This is a genomic window from Mycobacterium sp. MS1601 (assembly GCF_001984215.1).
Lineage (GTDB): Bacteria > Actinomycetota > Actinomycetes > Mycobacteriales > Mycobacteriaceae > Mycobacterium.
This window is the reverse complement of the sequence record NZ_CP019420.1, coordinates 3,935,401-3,955,353: the sequence shown is the minus strand read 5'-3', so window position 1 is coordinate 3,955,353 and position 19,953 is coordinate 3,935,401. Positions and strand designations below refer to the sequence as shown.

At 67.3% G+C, this 19,953-nt stretch carries 16 protein-coding genes; 10 read left to right on the top strand and 6 right to left on the bottom strand.

The features are described from left to right. Positions 1 to 26 precede the first annotated feature (26 nt). From BVC93_RS19250 to BVC93_RS19235, 4 genes are read left to right on the top strand one after another with little or no spacing between them, the layout of a single operon-like run. A complete protein-coding gene (locus tag BVC93_RS19250) occupies positions 27 to 1,004 on the top strand; it encodes an ABC transporter permease (RefSeq protein WP_083738875.1) in 978 nt (325 codons plus the stop codon). Continuing rightward, the gene (locus BVC93_RS19245) at positions 1,001 to 1,918 is read left to right on the top strand and encodes an ABC transporter permease (RefSeq protein ID WP_083738874.1); all 918 of its coding nucleotides are present in this window, start codon (positions 1,001 to 1,003) and stop codon (positions 1,916 to 1,918) included. Before BVC93_RS19250 ends, BVC93_RS19245 begins: the two co-directional genes overlap by 4 nt. Beyond that, complete coding sequence (locus BVC93_RS19240) at positions 1,915 to 3,741, top strand: ABC transporter ATP-binding protein (RefSeq protein ID WP_083738873.1); 1,827 nt, start codon at positions 1,915 to 1,917, stop codon at positions 3,739 to 3,741. The genes BVC93_RS19245 and BVC93_RS19240 overlap by 4 nt, the downstream gene beginning before the upstream one ends. 11 nt (positions 3,742 to 3,752) lie before the next feature. Continuing rightward, a complete protein-coding gene (locus BVC93_RS19235; protein WP_083738872.1) occupies positions 3,753 to 5,417 on the top strand; it encodes an ABC transporter family substrate-binding protein in 1,665 nt (554 codons plus the stop codon). Here BVC93_RS19235 and BVC93_RS19230 read toward each other — a convergent pair. Both BVC93_RS19230 and BVC93_RS19225 read right to left on the bottom strand, forming a co-directional pair. Then, the gene (locus BVC93_RS19230) at positions 5,407 to 6,660 is read right to left on the bottom strand and encodes an alpha/beta fold hydrolase (protein WP_083741163.1); all 1,254 of its coding nucleotides are present in this window, start codon (positions 6,658 to 6,660) and stop codon (positions 5,407 to 5,409) included. The genes BVC93_RS19235 and BVC93_RS19230 overlap by 11 nt on opposite strands. Before the next feature lie 31 nt (positions 6,661 to 6,691). Next, complete coding sequence (locus tag BVC93_RS19225; protein ID WP_083738871.1) at positions 6,692 to 7,771, bottom strand: alpha/beta hydrolase; 1,080 nt, start codon at positions 7,769 to 7,771, stop codon at positions 6,692 to 6,694. Between the two features lie 202 nt (positions 7,772 to 7,973). On the opposite strand from BVC93_RS19225, the gene BVC93_RS19220 reads away from it, so the two are divergent. Together BVC93_RS19220 and BVC93_RS19215 are read left to right on the top strand one after the other, a co-directional pair. Continuing rightward, positions 7,974 to 9,200: an acyl-CoA dehydrogenase family protein gene (locus BVC93_RS19220; RefSeq protein ID WP_083738870.1), complete on the top strand. Its 1,227-nt coding sequence runs from the start codon at positions 7,974 to 7,976 to the stop codon at positions 9,198 to 9,200. 65 nt (positions 9,201 to 9,265) lie between these two features. Then, positions 9,266 to 10,627 carry an LLM class flavin-dependent oxidoreductase gene (locus BVC93_RS19215; protein ID WP_083738869.1) on the top strand — a complete coding sequence of 454 codons (1,362 nt, stop codon included), beginning with the start codon at positions 9,266 to 9,268 and terminating at the stop codon, positions 10,625 to 10,627. Positions 10,628 to 10,674: 47 nt separating this feature from the next. On the opposite strand, the gene BVC93_RS19210 is transcribed toward BVC93_RS19215, so the two are convergent. The 4 genes from BVC93_RS19210 to BVC93_RS19195 all read right to left on the bottom strand — a co-directional run bounded on the left by BVC93_RS19210 (position 10,675) and on the right by BVC93_RS19195 (position 16,419). Then, a complete protein-coding gene (locus tag BVC93_RS19210; RefSeq protein ID WP_083738868.1) occupies positions 10,675 to 13,299 on the bottom strand; it encodes an AAA family ATPase in 2,625 nt (874 codons plus the stop codon). Further along, positions 13,296 to 14,435: a metallophosphoesterase family protein gene (locus tag BVC93_RS19205; protein WP_083738867.1), complete on the bottom strand. Its 1,140-nt coding sequence runs from the start codon at positions 14,433 to 14,435 to the stop codon at positions 13,296 to 13,298. The genes BVC93_RS19210 and BVC93_RS19205 overlap by 4 nt, the downstream gene beginning before the upstream one ends. 65 nt (positions 14,436 to 14,500) lie before the next feature. After that, positions 14,501 to 15,832 carry a PepSY-associated TM helix domain-containing protein gene (locus BVC93_RS19200; protein WP_083738866.1) on the bottom strand — a complete coding sequence of 444 codons (1,332 nt, stop codon included), beginning with the start codon at positions 15,830 to 15,832 and terminating at the stop codon, positions 14,501 to 14,503. Positions 15,833 to 15,894: 62 nt separating this feature from the next. Further along, the gene (locus BVC93_RS19195) at positions 15,895 to 16,419 is read right to left on the bottom strand and encodes a hypothetical protein (protein WP_157516984.1); all 525 of its coding nucleotides are present in this window, start codon (positions 16,417 to 16,419) and stop codon (positions 15,895 to 15,897) included. 70 nt (positions 16,420 to 16,489) lie between these two features. Between BVC93_RS19195 and BVC93_RS19190 the strand changes: the two genes are divergently transcribed. From BVC93_RS19190 to BVC93_RS19175, 4 genes are all read left to right on the top strand, one after another. Then, positions 16,490 to 17,002, top strand: a complete 513-nt coding sequence (locus BVC93_RS19190) for a SixA phosphatase family protein (RefSeq protein ID WP_083738864.1) — start codon at positions 16,490 to 16,492, stop codon at positions 17,000 to 17,002. Positions 17,003 to 17,126: 124 nt separating this feature from the next. Further along, positions 17,127 to 17,702 carry a class I SAM-dependent methyltransferase gene (locus BVC93_RS19185; RefSeq protein WP_083738863.1) on the top strand — a complete coding sequence of 192 codons (576 nt, stop codon included), beginning with the start codon at positions 17,127 to 17,129 and terminating at the stop codon, positions 17,700 to 17,702. Between the two features lie 321 nt (positions 17,703 to 18,023). Next, positions 18,024 to 18,443: an amidohydrolase family protein gene (locus BVC93_RS19180; protein WP_192860038.1), complete on the top strand. Its 420-nt coding sequence runs from the start codon at positions 18,024 to 18,026 to the stop codon at positions 18,441 to 18,443. Then, a complete protein-coding gene (locus BVC93_RS19175) occupies positions 18,440 to 19,855 on the top strand; it encodes an Ldh family oxidoreductase (protein WP_083738861.1) in 1,416 nt (471 codons plus the stop codon). Before BVC93_RS19180 ends, BVC93_RS19175 begins: the two co-directional genes overlap by 4 nt. The last annotated feature ends 98 nt before the right edge of the window (positions 19,856 to 19,953 follow it).

Sequence of the window (19,953 nt, the reverse complement as noted above, 5' to 3'; positions counted from 1 at the left end):
ATGCCGCCCAGCCCCGCGAGCCGCGCATGACGCGTTTCCTGACGCGCCGCCTGCTCAACTACCTGGTGTTGCTGGTACTGGCCTCGTTCTTCACCTTCACGCTGGCCTCCCTGTCGTTCGAGCCGCTGGACAGCCTGCTGGAACGCAATCCGCGACCACCGCAGGCGGTGATCGACGCCAAAGCCGCCGAACTCGGCCTGGACAAGCCGATCCCGCTGCGTTACCTCGACTGGGCGGCCGGCGCGATCCAGGGCGATTTCGGGACCACCGTCGGCGGACAGCCCGTGGCCGACGAACTGTGGCGGCGCATCGGCGTCAGCCTGCGACTGCTGATCATCGGCTCGGTTGCGGGCGCCGTACTCGGTGTGGTGATCGGCGCGTGGAGCGCCATCCGCCAGTACCGGCTCTCCGATCGCGTCATCACGGTGGTCGCGCTGCTGATCATCAGCGCCCCGACATTTGTCGTCGCCAACCTGCTGATCCTGGCCGCCCTGCGGGTCAACTCGGTGCTGGGCATCCAGCTGTTCGACTACATCGGCGAGACGTCACCGGATCCCGTGTCCGGCTGGTGGAACCAGTTCGTCGACCGCATCCAGCATCTGGTCCTCCCGTCGCTGACGCTGGCGCTGGGGGCGATCGCCGGCTACAGCCGCTACCAGCGCAACGCCATGCTCGACGTGCTGGGGCAAGACTTCATCCGCACCGCCCGCGCCAAGGGCCTGACCCGCAGGCAGGCACTGTTCAGACACGGACTGCGAACCGCACTGATCCCGATGGCGACACTGTTCGCCTACGGTGTCGGGGGGCTGGTCACCGGAGCGGTGTTCGTCGAGCAGATCTACGGCTGGCACGGCATGGGCGAGTGGACCATCCAGGGCATCAACACCCAGGACACCAACATCGTGGTGGCGGTGACGTTGTTCTCGGGAGCGGTGGTGCTGTTGTCGGGCCTGCTGTCGGACATCCTGTACGCGGTCCTCGATCCCCGGGTGCGAGCGCAATGACAACTGACTCCGCCTCGGCGCGTTCCGGGCTGCACAGCGAGAGTTTCACCTCTCGGCGCCAACTCGTGACTCGACGCTTCCTGCGCAACCGGCCCGCGGTGGTGTCGGTGGTGCTCATCGTGCTGCTCTTCGTCGGCTGCTACGCGCTGCCGCCGCTGCTGCCGTGGTCCTACACGGATCTGGACTACTACGCCCTGCAGGCTCCGCCCAGCCCGCAGCACTGGTTCGGCACCAACGCACTGGGTCAGGACATTCTGGCGCTGACGTTGCGCGGGATGCAGAAGTCGCTGCTGATCGGCCTGTGCGTCGCGTTGATCTCGACGGTGATCGCCGCGGCCGTCGGCGCCATCGCCGGCTACTTCGGCGGCTGGCGCGACCGCACCCTGATGTGGCTGGTGGACCTACTGCTGGTGGTGCCCAGCTTCCTGCTGATCGCCATCCTGACCCCGCGGATCCGCGACGGAGGAGGAAGCCTCGTCCTGCTGATCGTGTTGCTCGGCGGGTTCAGCTGGATGATCAGCTCGCGGATGGTACGTGGGATGACGATGAGCCTGCGAGACCGCGAATTCGTCCGGGCCGCACGGTACATGGGGGTGTCGAACTGGCGGATCATCGTGCGGCACATCCTGCCGAATGTCGCCTCCATCCTGATCATCGACACCGCACTCAACGTCGGCGTCGCCATCCTCGCCGAAACCGGGCTCAGCTTCCTGGGATTCGGTGTCCAGCCACCTGACGTCTCACTGGGTACCCTGATCGCCGACGGCACCAAGTCGGTGCTCACCTTCCCGTGGGTGTTCCTGTTCCCGGCCGGCGTTCTGGTGCTGATCGTGATGTGCGCCAACCTGATCGGTGACGGTCTGCGCGACGCGGTGGATCCCGGCTCGGGCAATCTCAGAAGGCGTAAAAGGTGAACTCACTGCTGGAGGTCACGGATCTGGCGGTGACGTTCCCCACCGAGGGTGCCCCGGTCACGGCGGTGCGCGGAATCGGCCTGCGGGTCGATCCCGGCGAAGTGGTGGCGGTGGTCGGCGAATCAGGTTCGGGCAAGTCCGCCACTGCCATGGCCGTCATCGGTCTGCTGCCCGAGTACGCCGAGGTGAGTGGATCCGTGCGACTGCACGGCACAGAGCTGTTGGGCCTCGACGACACCGCGATGTCGCGCATCCGCGGCAAATCCATCGGCACCGTGTTCCAAGATCCGATGTCCGCGCTGACGCCGGTGTACACCGTGGGTGACCAGATCGCCGAAGCCATCACGGTGCACCAGAAACAGCCCGACAAAGGTGCGGCCCGTAAGCGCGCCGTCGAACTGCTCGAGCTCGTCGGCATCAATCAACCGCAGCAGCGCGCCAAGGCTTTTCCGCACGAATTGTCCGGAGGCGAGCGCCAGCGAGTGGTGATCGCCATCGCGATCGCCAATGACCCCGATCTGCTGATCTGCGACGAACCCACCACCGCGCTGGATGTGACCGTCCAGGCCCAGATTCTCGATGTGCTCAAAACGGCCCGCGACGTCACCGGGGCCGGGGTGCTGATCATCACCCACGATCTGGGGGTGGTGTCCGAGTTCGCCGACCGGTCGGTGGTGATGTACGCGGGCCGGGCGGTCGAGTCCTCCCCGGTGGACGCCCTGTACCGCGACCGCCGGATGCCGTACACCATCGGGCTTCTGGGCTCGGTGCCGCGCCTGGACGCACCGCAGGGGACCCGTCTGGTGCCGATTCCGGGCGCCCCGCCCTCGCTGGTGGACCTGGATCCCGGCTGCCCGTTCGCTCCGCGCTGCCCGCTGGTGATCGACGACTGCTTGACATCCGAACCCCGGCTGATCCAGGTCGGCGAACACCACCACGCCGCCTGCATCCGCACCGCTGACACCGAAAACCGCAGCGCCGCAGACCTCTTCCACGTAGCCACCACACCACAGGTCGCACCCCAAGCCGACGGCGACGTGGTGGTGGAGGTGGCGAACCTGTCGCGGACCTACACCCTGACCAAGGGCACGGTGTTCCGTCGCACCATCGGCGAGGTGAAAGCAGTCGACGACATCAGCTTCCGGCTGCGGGCCGGCCAGACTCTGGGCATCGTCGGCGAATCCGGCTCCGGCAAGTCGACCACCCTGCATGAGATCCTGGAACTGACTGCCCCGCAGTCGGGTTCGATCACCGTTCTGGGAACCGATGTCTCCACCCTGAACGCGGCGTCACGACGCACCATGCGCAGCGATCTGCAGGTGGTGTTCCAGGACCCGACGGCGTCCCTGGATCCACGCCTGCCGGTGTTCGAAGTACTGTCAGAACCGCTGCAGGCCAACGGTTTCACCAAGGACGCTATCACCACGCGGGTCGCCGAGCTACTGGAGACCGTGGGGATGCGCCGCAACGACGCCTCCCGCTACCCGAGCGAGTTCTCCGGCGGGCAGAAGCAGCGCATCGGGATCGCCAGGGCACTGGCTCTGCAGCCGAGGATCCTGGCGCTCGACGAGCCGGTATCCGCGCTGGACGTGTCCATCCAGGCCGGGATCTTGAATCTGCTGCTGGACTTGCAGCAGCGGTTCGGACTGTCGTACCTGTTCGTGTCTCACGACCTGTCGGTGGTCAAGCACCTGGCCCATCAGGTGGCAGTGATGTACCGGGGTGCCATCGTCGAGCAGGGTGCCGCCGACACGGTGTTCGCCAACCCGCAACACGAGTACACCCGAAAGCTACTGGCCGCTGTCCCGCAGGTGTCCGGATAGCATTGATCGGCATGACGCTTCGACGCTGCGCCGCCGCGCTGTTCGCGGCCACCCTGTTGGTGGCCGGATGTTCCAGCGAGCCCCAGCAGCCCCCATCGGCAGGCGGCGACGCCGAGGTGGGCACCACCGCGGACATCAATCCACAGGACGTGGCGAACCTGCAGCAGGGCGGCAACCTGCGCCTGGCGCTGGCCGCCATGCCGAACAACTTCAACCCCTCGCACCTCGACAGCGAGGGCACCGGTGCGGCCATGCTGCGCTGGACCATGCCGCGGGCCCACCGGATCGGGCCGGACGGGTCCTTCACCGTCAACACCGACTACTTCACCAGCATCGAACTCACCAGCGAGGACCCGCAGGTGGTGACCTACACCATCAACCCGAAGGCCACCTGGACCGACGGCACCCCCATCACGTGGGAGGACATCGCTTCCCAGATCAATGCCACCAACGGCAAGAACCCGGAGTTCGCCATCGCCAGCGCCGCCGGCAGCGAGCGGGTGGGTTCGGTGACCCGCGGCGTCGACGACCGCCAGGCGGTGGTGACCTTCGCGTCGCACTACACCGAGTGGCAGGGCTTCTTCTCCGGCAACGACATGCTGCTGCCGAAGTCGATGACCGAGACTCCCGAGGTCTTCAACCGCGGCCAGATCGACCGGCCGGGGCCGTCGGCGGGTCCGTTCATGGTGGAGTCGGTGGACCGCACCGCGCAGCGGATCACGTTGGTGCGCAACCCCAACTGGTGGGGCGAGGCTCCGCTGCTGGACCGCGTCACCTACCTGGTGCTCGACGACGCCGCCCGCATCCCGGCACTGCAGAACAACACCATCGACGCCACCGCGGTGGCCAGCCTCGACGAGCTGACCACCGCGCGCAACACCCCGGGCATTGCCATCCGGCGCACGCCCGCGCTGCAGTGGTACCACCTGACCTTCAACGGCGCGCCGGGATCCATTCTGGAAGACAAGGATCTTCGGCTGGCCATCATGAAAGGGGTTGACCGCCAAGCTATCGCGAACGTGAGCCAGCGCGGGCTGGTGGACAATCCGGTGCCGCTGAACAACCACCTGTTCGTGGCGGGCCAGCAGGGCTACCAGGACAACAGCGCGGTGGTCGCCTTCGATCCGGAAAAGGCCAAGCAGGAGCTCGACGCTTTGGGCTGGACCATGAACGGCCAGTTCCGGGAGAAGGACGGCAAACAGCTGGTGATCCGCAACGTGTTCTACGACGCGTTGTCCACCCGTCAGATCGCCCAGGTGGCACAGAACAGCCTGGCCCAGATCGGGGTCAAGATGGACCTGGTGGGCGCGCCCGGCGGCACCCTGTTCACCGACTACGTGACCGTCGGCAACTTCGACGTGACCCAGTTCTCCTGGTTGGCCGACGCTTCCAATCTGTGCTGCCTGACCCAGATCTACACCACCGGCGCCGACAGCAACTTCGGCAAGATCAGCGCCCCCGAAATCGATGCGAAGGCGAACGAGGTGCTCGATGAGTTGGACCCGGCACGCGCCAACGAGCTGGCCAACGAATTCGACCAGCTGGTGTGGGCCGAGGGGTTCAGCCTGCCGCTGTTCCAGTCCGCCGGCAACGTCGCAGTACGGGCCAACCTGGCCAACTACGGCCCGGCCGGCCTCGGCGATCTGGACTACACCAAGATCGGCTTCATGAAGTAGCTTCTCCGCGACGACCTTTCGGAATGACACTCTCCACCGCGGTGGCGGCGGCGATGGCACCCACCAGCACTCGCAGCTCCAGGTTGGCCGGTAGCGCGTCCAGTTCGTCGGCACGCGCGGGTAAGGCCGGAATCTCGCCGTCCACAGCGGCTTTCGCGATCTCCAGAGCCGCTCGCTCACGGGTGTCGAGTACGCTGTGCGCCGTGGTGGGCAGTCGCACCATCGCCGCATCCGGGATCAGCGTGGCGATCTTCTCGGCCAGTGCGGGCGGAGTGGTCAGGTCACGGCTGCCCGAGATCACTGCGGTGGGCCAGGTGAAGCCCGGCATGCTGGCTTCCAGATCGTAGGGTTCGGCTTCGAAGGACGGCGCGGGGCCGGGCATCTCATCGGCCATCTGCGCCAGGGCGGGCGACGGGTCCAGTGGCAGACCGTCAGGCTCGCCCACGAAGTCCAGTTCCCGGAAAGCGATACGTCCCACCAGGTCCACCTCGTTGCGGTAGGGCACCTTCCGCAGCATGAACCGGCTGGCCTCGTCGAGTACCCGCCACGCCCAGGTGCGACCCTGCAGCAGCAGATCCAGCTGACGGTTGAGCAGTGGCGCGCCACCGTAGCCGTAGATCATCCCGATGATCTCGCTGGCATCGGAGGTCAGGGTGCCCTCGTCGACCAGGCGCCGCACCTTCGGCGCCAGCTCGGCGGTGTCCGGTTCGCTGCCGTCGAGCAGCAGTTCCCGGATGGCGCGGCGGATGGCCTCGATATCGCGTGCCGACAGCACGGGCGAATCCAGCACCATCGCCTCGATCCGGTGGGGGTGAGAGATGCCCACACCGGCAGCCAGGTAACTGCCGTAGGACGTGCCGTACACCACGGCTTTGTCCACCCCGGCGTCGTCGAGCACGGCGGCGATGTCCTCGACCACCTGATGCACGGTGATGGCCTCAGGTGGCAGGTCGGCACCGTCGTCGTCGTGGCGCGACAGCCCGATACCGCGGTGCTCGACCATGATGACGTCCAGTCCCTTGTCGGCGGCGCGGCGGCGCAGACCCTTATAGAGCTGCACTGACGCCATCCCGGGTCCGCCGGGGATGATGACCAGCGGGTGTGCCGAGGGCTCACCCGAGCGCACGTAATAGAGGTCGAACTCCGCACCGGAACCCGGGGTGACGGGTCGACGGATCGACCGCACTCCCGGCAAGGCCGCGAGCTTGGTGTGCGCGCGCAGGCGTTTGGCATTCAGCGTCATCGACGCCAATTGTGCCTCGGGTGTCTGGGCGTCAGCTGGCGCGGCGCGGCGCACCCGTGAGGTGTTCGGTGTGCGCCTGGGCCAGGAAGGCCGCGATGGCGTCGACAGCAGTGCCCGTGCGGCGGCCGTCGAGCAGGTCGAAACCGTGCCCCGCTCCGGGAAGTTCCAGGTAGGCGACGTGATTGCGGGACACTGCGCTGAGTCGGTCCACGAAGTCACGCGCCTGCCCGACGGGGATGACGCCGTCGTTGCTGCCGTGCACCACGTAGAACGGCGGCGCGTCGGGATGCACCCGCTCGATCGGCGAGGCCTGCGTGAACACCTCGGGCCGCTCATCGAGGCGACCCCGCACGACGATCTGTTCCAGGAACTGGACGAAATCCTCACGTTCCCGGGTGGAGCGGTCCGTCCAGTCGTAACGGCCGTAGATGCCCACGACGGCGTCGACGGAGGTGTCGGCGTCAACCGCGAGCTCGCTGTTGAATTCGGGTGCGCCCGGGGTCAGGCCGGCCAGCGCCGCGAGATGTCCACCCGCGGAGCACCCCGCGACGGTGACGAAGCCGGGGTCGCCGCCGAACTCGCCGGCATGAGCCCGCGCCCATGCGATGGCGGCCTTGACGTCCTGCACGTGGCGCGGCCAGCGGTGCTGGGGTGCCACCCGGTAGTCGACAGACAGGCACACCCACCCCAGCCGGGCCAGGTGCGACATCAGCGCGTAGCCCTGCAGGATCCGACTGCCGTGCACCCAGCCGCCGCCGGGCAGGAACACCATCACCGGGGCGGGCCCCGTCAGATCCTTGCGCCGCCACACGTCGAGCAACTGACCGCGAGCCGGGCCGTAGGGGACGTTGCCGCGGAAGAGGAACTCACGCCGATGTGCCCACGCCCGCAACACCGGGGGAACCGTGTCGTCGGAGAACTCCATGGTGTCCTCGACCCGCGGGGGCTCCGGCTTGGCAGCGGGGCGACCCATACCGGCAAGAACACGAGCTCCGAAGGCGCCTGCAGCTGTCAGCTGGCCCAACGGTACAAAATGCCTGCCCACGACGGGCAGCCGTACCGCGGTATCACTGATCGCCAGCGCAACGTCGAGCGGCGGGATACGAAACATCGGCAAATCGTAACGCTCGGTGGCGTCGATTCTCGGCGGTTTGAGTATCAGTTGTGCTTCTGTGCTTCAGGTAGCGCACGCTGACGAATACCCGACTCGCAGAGTTGGCGAATGCCATTCTCAGTGGGCATTGCGGGAGTACTTTAGGTTCGGGGTGAGCAGAAGCCGTGTCCCGGCGTGCATGCCTCGGTAGAACCGAGGCATGACACAAGCAACAGCCGTGGATCTGCGACTACCCGGCACCGAAGAGTTCTCTGCCCTGCTCGCCGACATCAGCGCAGGCGCCAAGGACCGAGATCGCAACGACGAGAACCCGTTCGACCAGGTGTCCGCACTCAAACGTGCCGGCTTCGGGGTGTTGCGCCTGCCACCTGAGCTCGGTGGGGCGGGATTTTCTGTGCGCGAGCTGTTTTCGACCGTCATCGACGTCGCCCGCGCGGATCCCATTGTGGCGCACATCTTCCGGACACACTTCTGGTTCGTCGAGGAGCGGTTGCGAACGGCTGGCGACCCCGGCTCGCAGCGCTGGCTGCGCGAGGCGGCAGCAGGCAAGATCTTCGGCAATGCGTTCAGCGAGAAGGGCTCACTGGCCGTCGGCAGCCTGGTCTTCAACACTCGCCTGCTGCCCAAACAGGACGGCACATTCCGGCTGACCGGCCAGAAGTACTACAGCACCGGCACCCTGTTCTCCGACTACTTGACCGTCGCAACCACCACCGACCACGATTCGGTGGCCTCGGTGCTGGTGCCCACCGACCGCACCGGCGTACAGGTGATCGACGACTGGGACGGCTTCGGCCAACGCCGAACCGGCACGGGTACCACCGTTTTCACCGATGTGGTGGTGCATCCGGACGAGATTCTGGTCGACACCCCTTACGACGCCGAACCCACACCCACGGTCCAATACGCGTCACTGCAGCTCTACATCCACGCCATCGTCGCTGGCGTGCTGGCCTCGGTGGTCGACGACGGTGCTGCCCTGTTGCGCTCACGGACTCGCAGCTTCAGCCATGCGCTGGCCGAGGCCCCGGTGGACGATCCGCTGCACCAGAAGCTACTCGGCGAACTGGCGTCGACCGCCTACGTGGCCCGTGCCGCGGTACTCGATGCCGCCGATGCCATTGCTGCTGCCACTGCTTCGGCCGCCCGCGAAGGCGCCGGGGGCATACCCGACGCCGATCTGGCCCAGGAGGCCCAGCTGCGCGCCGCCCAGGTCAAGGTGCACCTCGATGCTGTCGCCCCCGAAGCCGCCACCCGCCTGCTGGAACTCGGCGGTGCCAGTGCCGCCAGCCGTGCCCGCAACCTGGACCGGCACTGGCGCAACATCCGCACCATCACGCTGCACAATCCCGTCGCACTCAAGGCCATCGCCATCGGCGCCAACCTGCTGCACAACACTCCCGTCCCCGCCAACGCCTACTTCTGAGGGATTTCGGCGTGATTCCGGTCGGTGAGCGACTGGAATCACGCCGAAATCGCAGGAAAGGAAACATGTCCAAGCAGTTGCATCTCGGCGGCTTCCAAATCGCCTCGCAGGTCACCCACTCGCATGCCGCATGGCGTCACCCCGCCAGCGACACCGGCTTCCTCACACCGGAGTATTACCACCGCCTCGGCCGCATCTTGGAGCGCGGCAAATTCGACTTCGTGTTCTTCGCCGACCTGCTGGCCGCACCCGTGCGCTACGGCGACGGCATCGCCGAGCCGCTGCGCCGCGGCACCCAGGCCACCGCAACCCTGGACCCGTCGATCGTGGCCGCCAGCATCGCCGCGGTCACCACTCGCCTGGGTGTGGCGATCACCAAGTCTGCCACCTACTTTCACCCCTACGAGCTGGCCAGGATCTTCTCCAGCTTGGACCACATCACCCGCGGACGGGTAGCCTGGAACATCGTCACCTCACTGACCCAGGGGGAGGCGCAGAACTTCGGATACGACGACCATCTCGGCCACGAGTTCCGTTACGAGCGGGCCGACGAGTTCGTGCGCACCACACTGGAACTCTGGTCCAGCTGGGAACCAGACGCACTGGTGCTGGACAAGGACTCCGGGGTGTTCGCCGACCCCACCCGCATCCGGCACATCGACCACGCCGGACCGTACTTCCGTTCCCGCGGTCCGCTGAACGTGCCGCATTCACCGCAAGGCCGACCAGTGCTGATCCAGGCCGGATCCTCCAACACCGGAAGAGATTTCGCAGCTCGCTGGGCCGAGGCGATCTTCGAGATCGACCCCACGCCCGAGGGCCGTCGCGCCTACTACGACGACATCAAGTCGCGCGCGTCGAACTTCGGCCGCAATCCCGATCAGGTGCTGATCTTCCCGGCGTTCATACCCTTCATCGGCGAGACCGAGGCGATCGCCCGCGAGAAGCAGGCCTTCCACAACGAATTGGCCGATCCGATCTCCGGGCTGATCACCTTGAGTGTGCACACCGACCATGACTTCTCCGGCTACGACCTGGACGCGCCCGTCGAGGACATCCAGGTCAGCGGCACGCAGGGGCTGTTCGACACCGCCCGCCGGGTGGCCAACCGTGACAACCTCACCCTGCGCGACATCGGCAAGTGGTACGCCCAAGGCGTGCTGCTGCCGCAGTTCGTCGGAACCGCCCGCCAGGTGGCCGACCAGATCGAGGAGTCGTTCACCGGCGGTGAGGCCGACGGCTTCATGGTGTCAGCGGCGTCGACACCCGGCACGTTCAACGACTTCGTGGACGCCGTGGTGCCAGAACTCCAGCGGCGCGGACTGTTCCGCACCGAATACACCGGGACCACGCTGCGCGATCACCTCGGCCTGTCGCCGGCCACGTTCACCACCCCGGCGACGCTGGCGTCGGCTGTTCGTCCGTAGTCGGCCCCGGACTACCCGACTGCTCAGCCGCCGTCTCGACGACCTGGCTACGGCGTGACCTCGATGTGGTGGGCACCTTCGACACCTTCGTAGCGCTGCGGCACACAAGTCAGCACGATCACCTGGCCATGGGTGCCCGCCACATCCAGCACCTCGCACATCTTGGCCAGGCGCTGCGGGTCGGTGAACCCCAACGCGTCGTCGATGAGCACCGGCACCGAATCCTGTTTGTCCACCAGGGCTGCCACGGCCAGCCGGGCCACGATGCCCAGCTGTTCCTTGGCACCGCCGGACAGCGAGTCATACGGCACGGTGCGCCCGTCAAGGGTACGGCTGACGATCTTCAGGTCACTGTCGACGTCCACCTCGAAGCTGGGCCCGAACACCACCCGACCCAGCCGCTCGATCTCGGTACGGAACGGGTGGACGTAGCGCTGCCGGGTGTCGTCGCGGTGGCGCGCCATCACCGTACGCAGCAGGCTTGCGGCGCGGGCCCGGCCGGATACCCGGGCGTGCGCCGACAGCGCGTGTTCGCGTTGGATCTGCGCGGCGTCGAGCTTGCCGCTGCGGCCTTCTTTGCCGAAGACCGACAGCTCGACGGTGACATCACGGAGCGCGGCGGTGAGCTGATCATGCTTGTGGCCCAGCATCGTCACGGACTGCCGCGCCGCGGTGAGCTCGACGGCGACGGCCTCCGGCCCGGCCTCGGCGAGCCGGGTGGTGAGAGTCTGCACCTGCTGCGCCGCGCCCGCGACTGCATCGGCCGCAGATCCGGCCCGCACCATCAGCTCGTCGTCGACGACCGTGGCCCGCGCGGCGGCGAGCCGTTCCTGAGCCGTGGTGAGCTCCGACTGCGCAGTGGCCGAGTTGGCCTGGCAGACCTGCGCAGCCACCGTGCGCTGGTTGAGTTGCGCCACGGCGGCGGCAACCACCTTCTGCTGGGTGGCATGGTGCGAGCGGGCCAGCGTCAGAGCGGCGTCCGCGGATGCCTGCTCGGCACGCGCCTGCGGGAGGTCCAGATCGAAGAGCCCAACGGGGGTCGGTTCGGCGGCCCGCAGCCCGTCAAGCCGCTGCCGCAGCGCGGCCTCGTCGTCGTCACCGCGCAGGTCGGCCAGCCGCGCCGACAGCTGATCGCGGCGGGCCAACAGCTCACGACGGGTCTGATGGACCGCGCGCGCGTGATCCAGGTCGGTGACCCCTCCCTGAGACAGCTGTGCGCGTAGCTGTTCTTGGGCGGCAACCAGTTTGGTGTGCACCTCGGCTGCAGTGGCGCCAGGATCGATGTGCGTGGACAGGATTCCCGGAGCCCGAACCGTGACGGCTTGCGACGCGCCGAGTTCATGAGTTTGCCCCGCCCGCAGGGTCACCGTCTGCTCACCGACGGTCAACTCCAGGTCCGCCTCCGCGGTGACCTGAACCCGTGGAGCGATCATGTCCACCCGGCCTCGGGCGATGTCGACGGCAGCGGCGGCCTTCTCGATGCTGCGGAAGAGGCTGTCGGACAACGAGAGGGGCGCAAGCTGCGTGCTGACCTCAGCAAGCTCGCGGGCAAGTGTGTCGACCTTGGCCAAGCGCGTGGCCAAGCGGTCGGCTTCGTCACGCTCGGTGAGCGCAGTGACGGTGGCCCGGGCCGCATCGGCACGCTCCTGCGCGGCGGCCAGCTGTTCTGCCGCGGCAACCACCACCTCCTCGGCCGCAGCCACCATGTCCCGGCCGACAGCCTCAGCCTCCACGGCGTCGGCGGCGGCGGCGACGGCAGCGGCAAGCGCGGTGGCGCGGGCGTCGATGTCGGCGCGCAGGCGCAGACGGTCCCTATGCGCGGCAACAGCAGCGGACTCCGCCACGCGGGCGGCATCGAGTTCTGCTTGGGCAGTGCGTAATTGATCGCGGAGCACATCGATGTCCGCCTGCGCCTGCTGTGCGGCGGTGTGACGCGCCATCGCGGGTTCCAGTTCAGCTGCCACTGCCGCGACGTCCGCCGTGAGCTGCGCGTGCTGGCGTGTCTTCTCGTCGACCTCGGCGAGGGCCTGCGCACACTGGGCCACGGAGTCCTCGGCGGCCTGCAGCGTCTTGAGCGCGGCCGACCACTCCCCCGTGGGTCGTCCGGTGGCGGTGAAGTAACGCGCGTACTCCGCGTCGATCTTCTCGATCAACAACGGTTCCGCACCGGAGAGCCCACCGCCTGCCTCACCGGCGGCGATATCGAGCGCCCGGGACAGGGCATCGCTGCCCCCGACATCGACGGCCGCGGTGGATGTCGACTGCAGCACCCGCTGCGCCTGCCACAGACCGTTGTCGACTGTCTGGTCGAGGATGGCGAGCACCCGCTCATGTGCCTCATCACCGGTGAGCTGCTCACGGCGCGGCGACAGCACCGTCAGCTCGGTCTCGCACTTCTTGTGGAAACGCTTGCGGTAGACGAATCGGTAGGCACCGGAACTGATCTCGGCGGTGACCTCGGATCCGACGTCGGCGTGGGTGGGCTTGACCTGCTTGACGTCCTTCTTGGTGGAGCGGTCCTTCGATTCCAGCAGCAGGTCCAGAGCCTCGATCATGGAGGACTTGCCCGCCTCGTTGACCCCGTACACGACGGTGACTCCGTGGTCGGGAAAGTCGATCTCACGGTGCGAGATACCGCGGTAGTTGGTGAGCACCAACCGGTGCAGCCTCATGCGGCACCTCCCAGCGGCGCCGCCAGCCGCAGCAACAGTGCCAACGCGGCCTGGGCATCGCCGGCCACCTCGGTGTCCTGGCGCGCTGTGGCGACCAGTTCCTCGACTGCGGAGGCGGCGAAACCACCGATGCCGAGATCGTTGAACTCACCATCGGCGGGAACCACGGCGATGTCGGATTGTTTGTCCCACAGCCCCACCCACGCGAACAGCCGCGAGTATTTGTCCAGGCAGGCATCGAGTGCAGCGCGCTCGGTGACCGTCAATGTGCCTGTCAACGCCAGGCGCACCACGCTACGGTCTTTGTCCGGCAACATATCCAGGTTGACATCGAGATCGGCGATATCGCGGCTGTCGTCCACCGGGCGACGCAGACTCAGGAACCGCCACGTGCCCACGCGGTGCGGCGTCACCGCGATCTCGGATTCGAGGTCCACCACCAGTACCTGGCCCGGGTCGGGTTCGATGTCGTCGTAGTTGGTGACCTCGGGCGAACCGGAATACCAGATCTTCCCGCTGGACCCGACCTGCATCCGGGAGTGCTTGTCCCCCAACGCCACATAATGGACCACACCGTCGCGCAGGGCGATCTCCAGGGCGGACAGCGTGATGGCGCCGGGCCGGGTGGGATCCGGGTCGAGGATATCCACCCCGCCGTGGGCAACCAGCACGCGCCGGGTGCCGTCAGCAACGACACCCTCGAGCGCCTCGGCCACCAGATCATGGGTGGGCTTCTTGGAACGCCAAGGGGCGGCGACGATCTCGACGCCCGGCGCGACCGGGAACACACCTGCACGGTCGAGCACCGTGACATTGGCCGGGCACTCCTGACCGAACAGTGCGCTGGTGTACACCGACGATGCGTCCAGCGGATCATGGTTGCCCGGGAGCAGATACACCGGCACACCGATGGCGCGCATGGCCTCCAGCGACTGGCTGATGACCCTGGGGTCAAGGTGGTTGTGCTCGAACACATCTCCGGCGACCACCACAAACTCGGCACCGGTGTTCTGCACCAGAGCACCCAGCCCCGCCACGGCATCACGCCTTGCGGCGGAGTAGCGGGGCTGGGCCTCGCCTTCGAGGAAGTGACGGGTCATGCCGAGCTGCCAATCGGCGGTGTGGATGAAACGCATCCCGGCTGTCCTTCCCGTGTCGGTTTTTATCGGGCATCGCGAGTCTAGGGCTGCCCTCCGACAGATCAGCTCAACCGAGACGCGCGTCTTCGCTTCACTGCCGCCAGAACCAGATCCACCAGCAGAAACGCCACCAATGAGATGCCCAGCAGAGGCAGGAACCAGCCCACCAGGACGGCACCGAGGCACAGCGCCACCGCGGCCGCCGGGTGGATGCGCCGTAGTCCGCCGCGCGGCGGCGGGCGACCGACAGCCCAACCGCTTCCGCGCGTGGGACGCCGCTGCCACCACATCCGGTAGCCGAGCACGATCACCGTCACGATCGCGATCGCGACACCCAACAGCACCACCTGGTTGAGCACCCCGAACAGAAAGCCCATGTGCATGCGGATGCCCCAGTCGGCCAGCATGGCGACCACGGTGTAGTCCCGCCAGTAGTCGATCTGCGCGGTCACCTCCGAGGTGACCGGGTCGACGGCCGCGACATTGGTGGTCAGTCTCCAGGGCTCGTCGATCTCGGTGACCGAGAATGCCGCCCCCGGCTCCGACGGCAGGGTGACCTCCACCGGCGCTGCCACTCCGGCTTCGGCAGCCGCGGCCACCACCGCATCCAGGTCGGCTGGCGTCGCGGCAGCCGAAGCATGGCCCTGATGTCCGGCGTGCTCGCCGGCCGAGGTGTCCAGTTGGGGGCGCTGCCAGTTCAACGCGGTGCGGATGTCACTGACGTGGGCGCCGGCGTATGTCGACCAGGTGATGCCCGTGGCCGACAGAAACACCATGAATACCAACGCCCACACTCCGACACCTGCGTGCCGGCTGACGGTCCTGGCCCGTCCGGTGGGCTTGTCCCTGCGGCGCCGGACCAGCCACAGATAGAGCCCGCCCAGAGCCACCACACCGAGCCAGGACGCCGCCAGTTCGCTGTAGACCCGGCCTGGCTCGCCGAGATTGAGGTGCCGATGCATGCCGTCGAGCCAGGTGCTCAGCGGCAGATAGCCGAACCAGGTGGCCTCGTCGCCCAGCACACGTCCGGTGTAAGGGTCGACGAACACCGCACGCAACATGTCCTCGCCCAACGCGGGGTCGGAGAAGTAGACGCGGGTGGAGTCGGTAGATGTCGGCGCGGGCCGCAGACCCGTCATGGTGAGCTCGGGGAACGCGGTGCGGGCTGCGTCGGCCTGTTCGGCCAGCGGGATGGGACTGCCGCCCGGGTCGACGGTGAGGAGGTCGCGATAGACGACGCTCTCGATGGTGGGTGCCAACGCGTAGAGCGCGCCGGTGAGTGCGGCGATCAGGATGAACGGTGCCACCAGGACACCGGCGTAGAAATGCAGCCGCATGACGAGTGGATGTGCGGTGCGCGCTGGAGGCGGCAGGGTTTTTTCAGGTATGGCCATGACAAGGTCCTTCGAGTAGGCAAGGGCCACCCGACACCGAGCCGGGTGGAGAGATGAAGCAGCTACACGAAGAGACGCGGCGGGCCGCGGGTGCCGGCAGAACACCCCAGCTGAACGCCGGCGGTGACAGGTAAGGCTCCGAGAGTGAACAGCCGGCGGGTCAGATCCGCCGGTGCCGCGCCAGTGAGGGCCCGCACCAGCTGCCAGACGAAGCCGGCCAGAGCGGAGAAGAGCCGTTCAGCGACGCTGATCAACGCAGCACAGGCCGCCGCGGCGATGAGGTGGGCGGACAACATCTCCGCTGTGACGCCGAGTCCGTGCAGGTGACCTGCGGCCAGGGCCAGGGTCACGTGGCCGACGGTCTGGCCCGCGATCAAGAAGCCCACCAGAGCACCGATGCCCCGGCCGAGGCCACTGCCCGCGCCGACACCCACCACGGCGCACCCCAGGATCAGCATCGCCACCGCCGCGCCACCGGGCAGGTCCCCTCCGCCTGCGCCGTGGGCGCCGACGGCCAGTGCCGCCGAGCATGCGCCCACCAGCCCGCCACGCCAACGCGCGGCGCCGCGATCAGCCTGGCATGCCACCGCCGGATCGTAACTCGCCTGATCACCTCAGGCCGGCCCGCCTTCCCCGGGCTGATTACGCTGGGCTGCCATGAGCGCCGAGCGCCGCACGCTGATCCTGCTCCGCCACGCCAAGTCGGCCTACCCGGACGGCGTGGGCGACCATGACCGGCCTCTTGCGCCGCGAGGTGAGCGGGAAGCCGCCCTGGCCGGCGCGTGGTTGCGCAAGGAGGTCGCCGACCCACCGGTGCAGGCCGTGTTGTGCTCGACGGCCACCCGGACCCGGCAGACGCTGGCGCTGGCCGGGGTCGACGCGCCGGCGCAGTTCATCGACCGGCTCTACGGAGCCATGCCGGGCGAGGTGATCGCCGAGATCAACACCGTCTCCGACGACGTCCGCACGCTGCTGGTCATCGGACACGAACCGGCGATGTCGTCGGTGGCACTCGGACTGGCAGGCGCGCCCGGCACCGACCGAACCGCCGCCCAGCAGATCTCCGACAAGTACCCCACATCGGCCATGGCGGTGCTGCGAACAGAGCGCCCATGGAGCCGGGTCGAGTTGGGCAGCGCGGCGTTGGAGGTTTTTCACATACCGCGATAACCGCCCGGCCGCCATTCTAAGTCGCGAACATATGCAATCGCTATGAGTATGTCCTCAGCGCCGCTGCAGTCCGATAAGTCAATGTGGAGCGACGCCGACACACCAAACATCAAGGGGATCCTCTGTGACCACCGACGCCCAACGGCTGAGCGGCTTCTATTTCTTTCGGTCGTGGCTTCGTGACCCGCTCCGAGTCGCCGCCGTCGCGCCGTCCGGTACGGCGCTGTCCGATCTGATCACCAGAGATGTGCAGGCAGGTGACGGTCCGATACTCGAACTGGGGCCGGGCACGGGGGCGTTCACCAGTGCGCTCCTGGCACGTGGGGTCCTGGAGTCCGATCTGACGCTCGTCGAGTCCGGACCCGACTTCGCCCGCGCCCTGCAGACCCGCTTCCCCGGCGCCCGCGTGGTGTGCGCGGATGCCACCGACCTCGCTCTCGACGTCGCCGCTCCGTTCGGCGCGATCATCAGTGGGCTCCCGCTGCTCTCGATGCGGGCCGATCGCGTGCACACGATCCTGGAAGCCGCCTTCCGGCACAGCACGCCCGAGGCCGCGATGTACCAGTTCACCTACGCCCCGCGCTGCCCCGTCTCGCAGTCGGTGCTCACCCAGGCCGGCCTGCAGGCCAGCTTCGTCGGCCGGACCCTGCGCAACCTCCCCCCGGCCTCGGTCTACCGGATCAGCAGATCGACCACCTGACCACGGTGCGCCCATGTCGTCCTACGGGAGCCTGAGCCCGAGACATTAACGGAGCCAGTGCGCGCAACACCGCCCAGTTCGAGGATCCCGAACAGCGATTGGCGGACCTGGATGCCCAGGGCGTCGACATACAGATCCTCTCGGTGCCGCCCACGGGGCGTGGAAATCAGTGCCGACGTGCTGGGCAAAGACCTCGACGACCCCCGCTTCGACCCGGTGTGGGAGACGGTGGTGGAACTGGGGATGACGGTGATCCTCCACCCGCAGTGATTCACCCACGGCCAGCGCTTCAGTGACTACTACCTGGTGAACGTGATGTGCATGCCGCTGGCCTCCACGCTGGCGGTGACGCGGATGATCCTCGGCGGGGTGTGGAACCGGCATCCGGATTTGCGACTCCTGGTGGTGCACGGCGGAGGCTATCTGCCGTTTTACGTTGCGCGCACCGACCACGCCTGGAAGGTGCGCCCCGAGCTGAGACACCAGCTCGACGTGCCGCCGAGCCAGGTACTCAAGCGGATCTATGTCGACACCAACGTCTTTGACCCACACATGGTCGCGCACCTGGTGTCGACGCTGGGAGCCGACCACGTGCTGATGGGCACCGACTATCCCTTCGACATGGGTCCCGTCGATCCGGTGGGGTTCCTGGCCGGAGTCGATCTCGACCGCGCTGACCGGGACCGCGTCCTCGGCGGCAACGCAGCCCAGCTCTTCGGAATCGACACGGGCCGAGGATGATCCGCCGCAGCAGTGAGACGTTGACCTCGTTCGCGATCAGCGTCCTCCAAGCTTGCGGAGTATCAGCCGAGCACGCAGACATCACAGCCCGTCGCCTGGTGGAGGCCGATCTGCGGGGCCGCACCGGTCACGGCCTGATCCGGCTGGCACCGTACGTGGCACGCATCGAGGCCGGCGGCGTCAACATCACCCCCGTGATCACCACTCGACACGAGACACCGGTGTCCGCACCGATCGACGGAGACAACGGCCTGCGCCAGGTGGGTCTGTACGCGGAGATGGCGGCCGACGCGGGTCTGATCGGGGTGTACATGGCGGTGGCCAACGCCAACGGCATGCCACCGTGGGGCGGTGCCAATCCCATTCTGGGCACCAACCCCATCACCGACCCGGCTCGAGCTCACGAAGGTTTCCTGCAACCCATGGGCGGCTACAAGGGTGCCGGGCTCACCATCGCGTTCGGGCTGCTGGCCGGCGTGCTCAACGGCGCGGCATTCGGCGCCGACGTCGTCGACCACCTGAATGACCTGAAGACGCCTACCAACACCGGGCAGTCGATCCTGGTGTTGCGGGCCGACCTGTTCCGCGACCAGGACGACGTGCTGGCCGCACTCACCGGCCACCTCGATGCGCTGCGGCATTCCGCTACCAGAAACGGCGGTCCGGTGCGGTTGCCCGGCGACTCCGCGGCCGCCACCCTCGATGGTCCGCGCATCGCCCTGGCCGAGGTGACGCTGCTGGCTCCCATCCGCCCACGCAACAACATCATGTGCGTCGGCAAGAACTACTACGAGCATGCAAAAGAGTTCGCCGGCAGCGGTTTCGACGCCTCGCAGAAGCAGATAGTGCCCGACGAGCCGGTGATCTTCACCAAAGCGTTGTCGTCACTGACGGATCCGGGCGCGCCGGTGAACGTGAGTGCCGACAGCACCAACACCAGCGACTACGAGGGCGAACTCGCCGTGGTGATCGGTCCCGGTGGGTTCCAGATCAATGCGGCCGACGCCTGGGACCACGTGTACGGCTACACGATCCTCAACGATGTCACGGTCCGTGATCTGCAGCGCAAGCATGTGCAGTTCTTCATCGGCAAGAGCGCCCACACCTACGCTCCGATGGGGCCGGCACTCGTGACGGCCGACGAGATCGCGGACGTGACGGCCCTGCGCCTGCAGACCCGCATCAACGGTGAGCTGCGCCAGGACACCACGCTCAAGGAACTGATCTTCGACATCCCCCGGCTGATCTCCGCGATCTCCACTGCCGTGCTGCTCGAACCCGGCGACGTGATCGCCACCGGCACCCCCGTGGGTGTGGGTCTGGGCTTCACTCCCCCGAAGTTCCTGGTACCCGGCGATGTCATGGAGGTCAGCATCGACGGGCTGGGGACGTTGACGAACCCGGTGGTCTGACGACGCTGACCACGGGCCTGACTTAACGTTGCTTAACGGTTGATAGGCGGCTGTAATAGGGCTCACATCGCGCCGTACGCGAAGAGATCGTCGCAGAG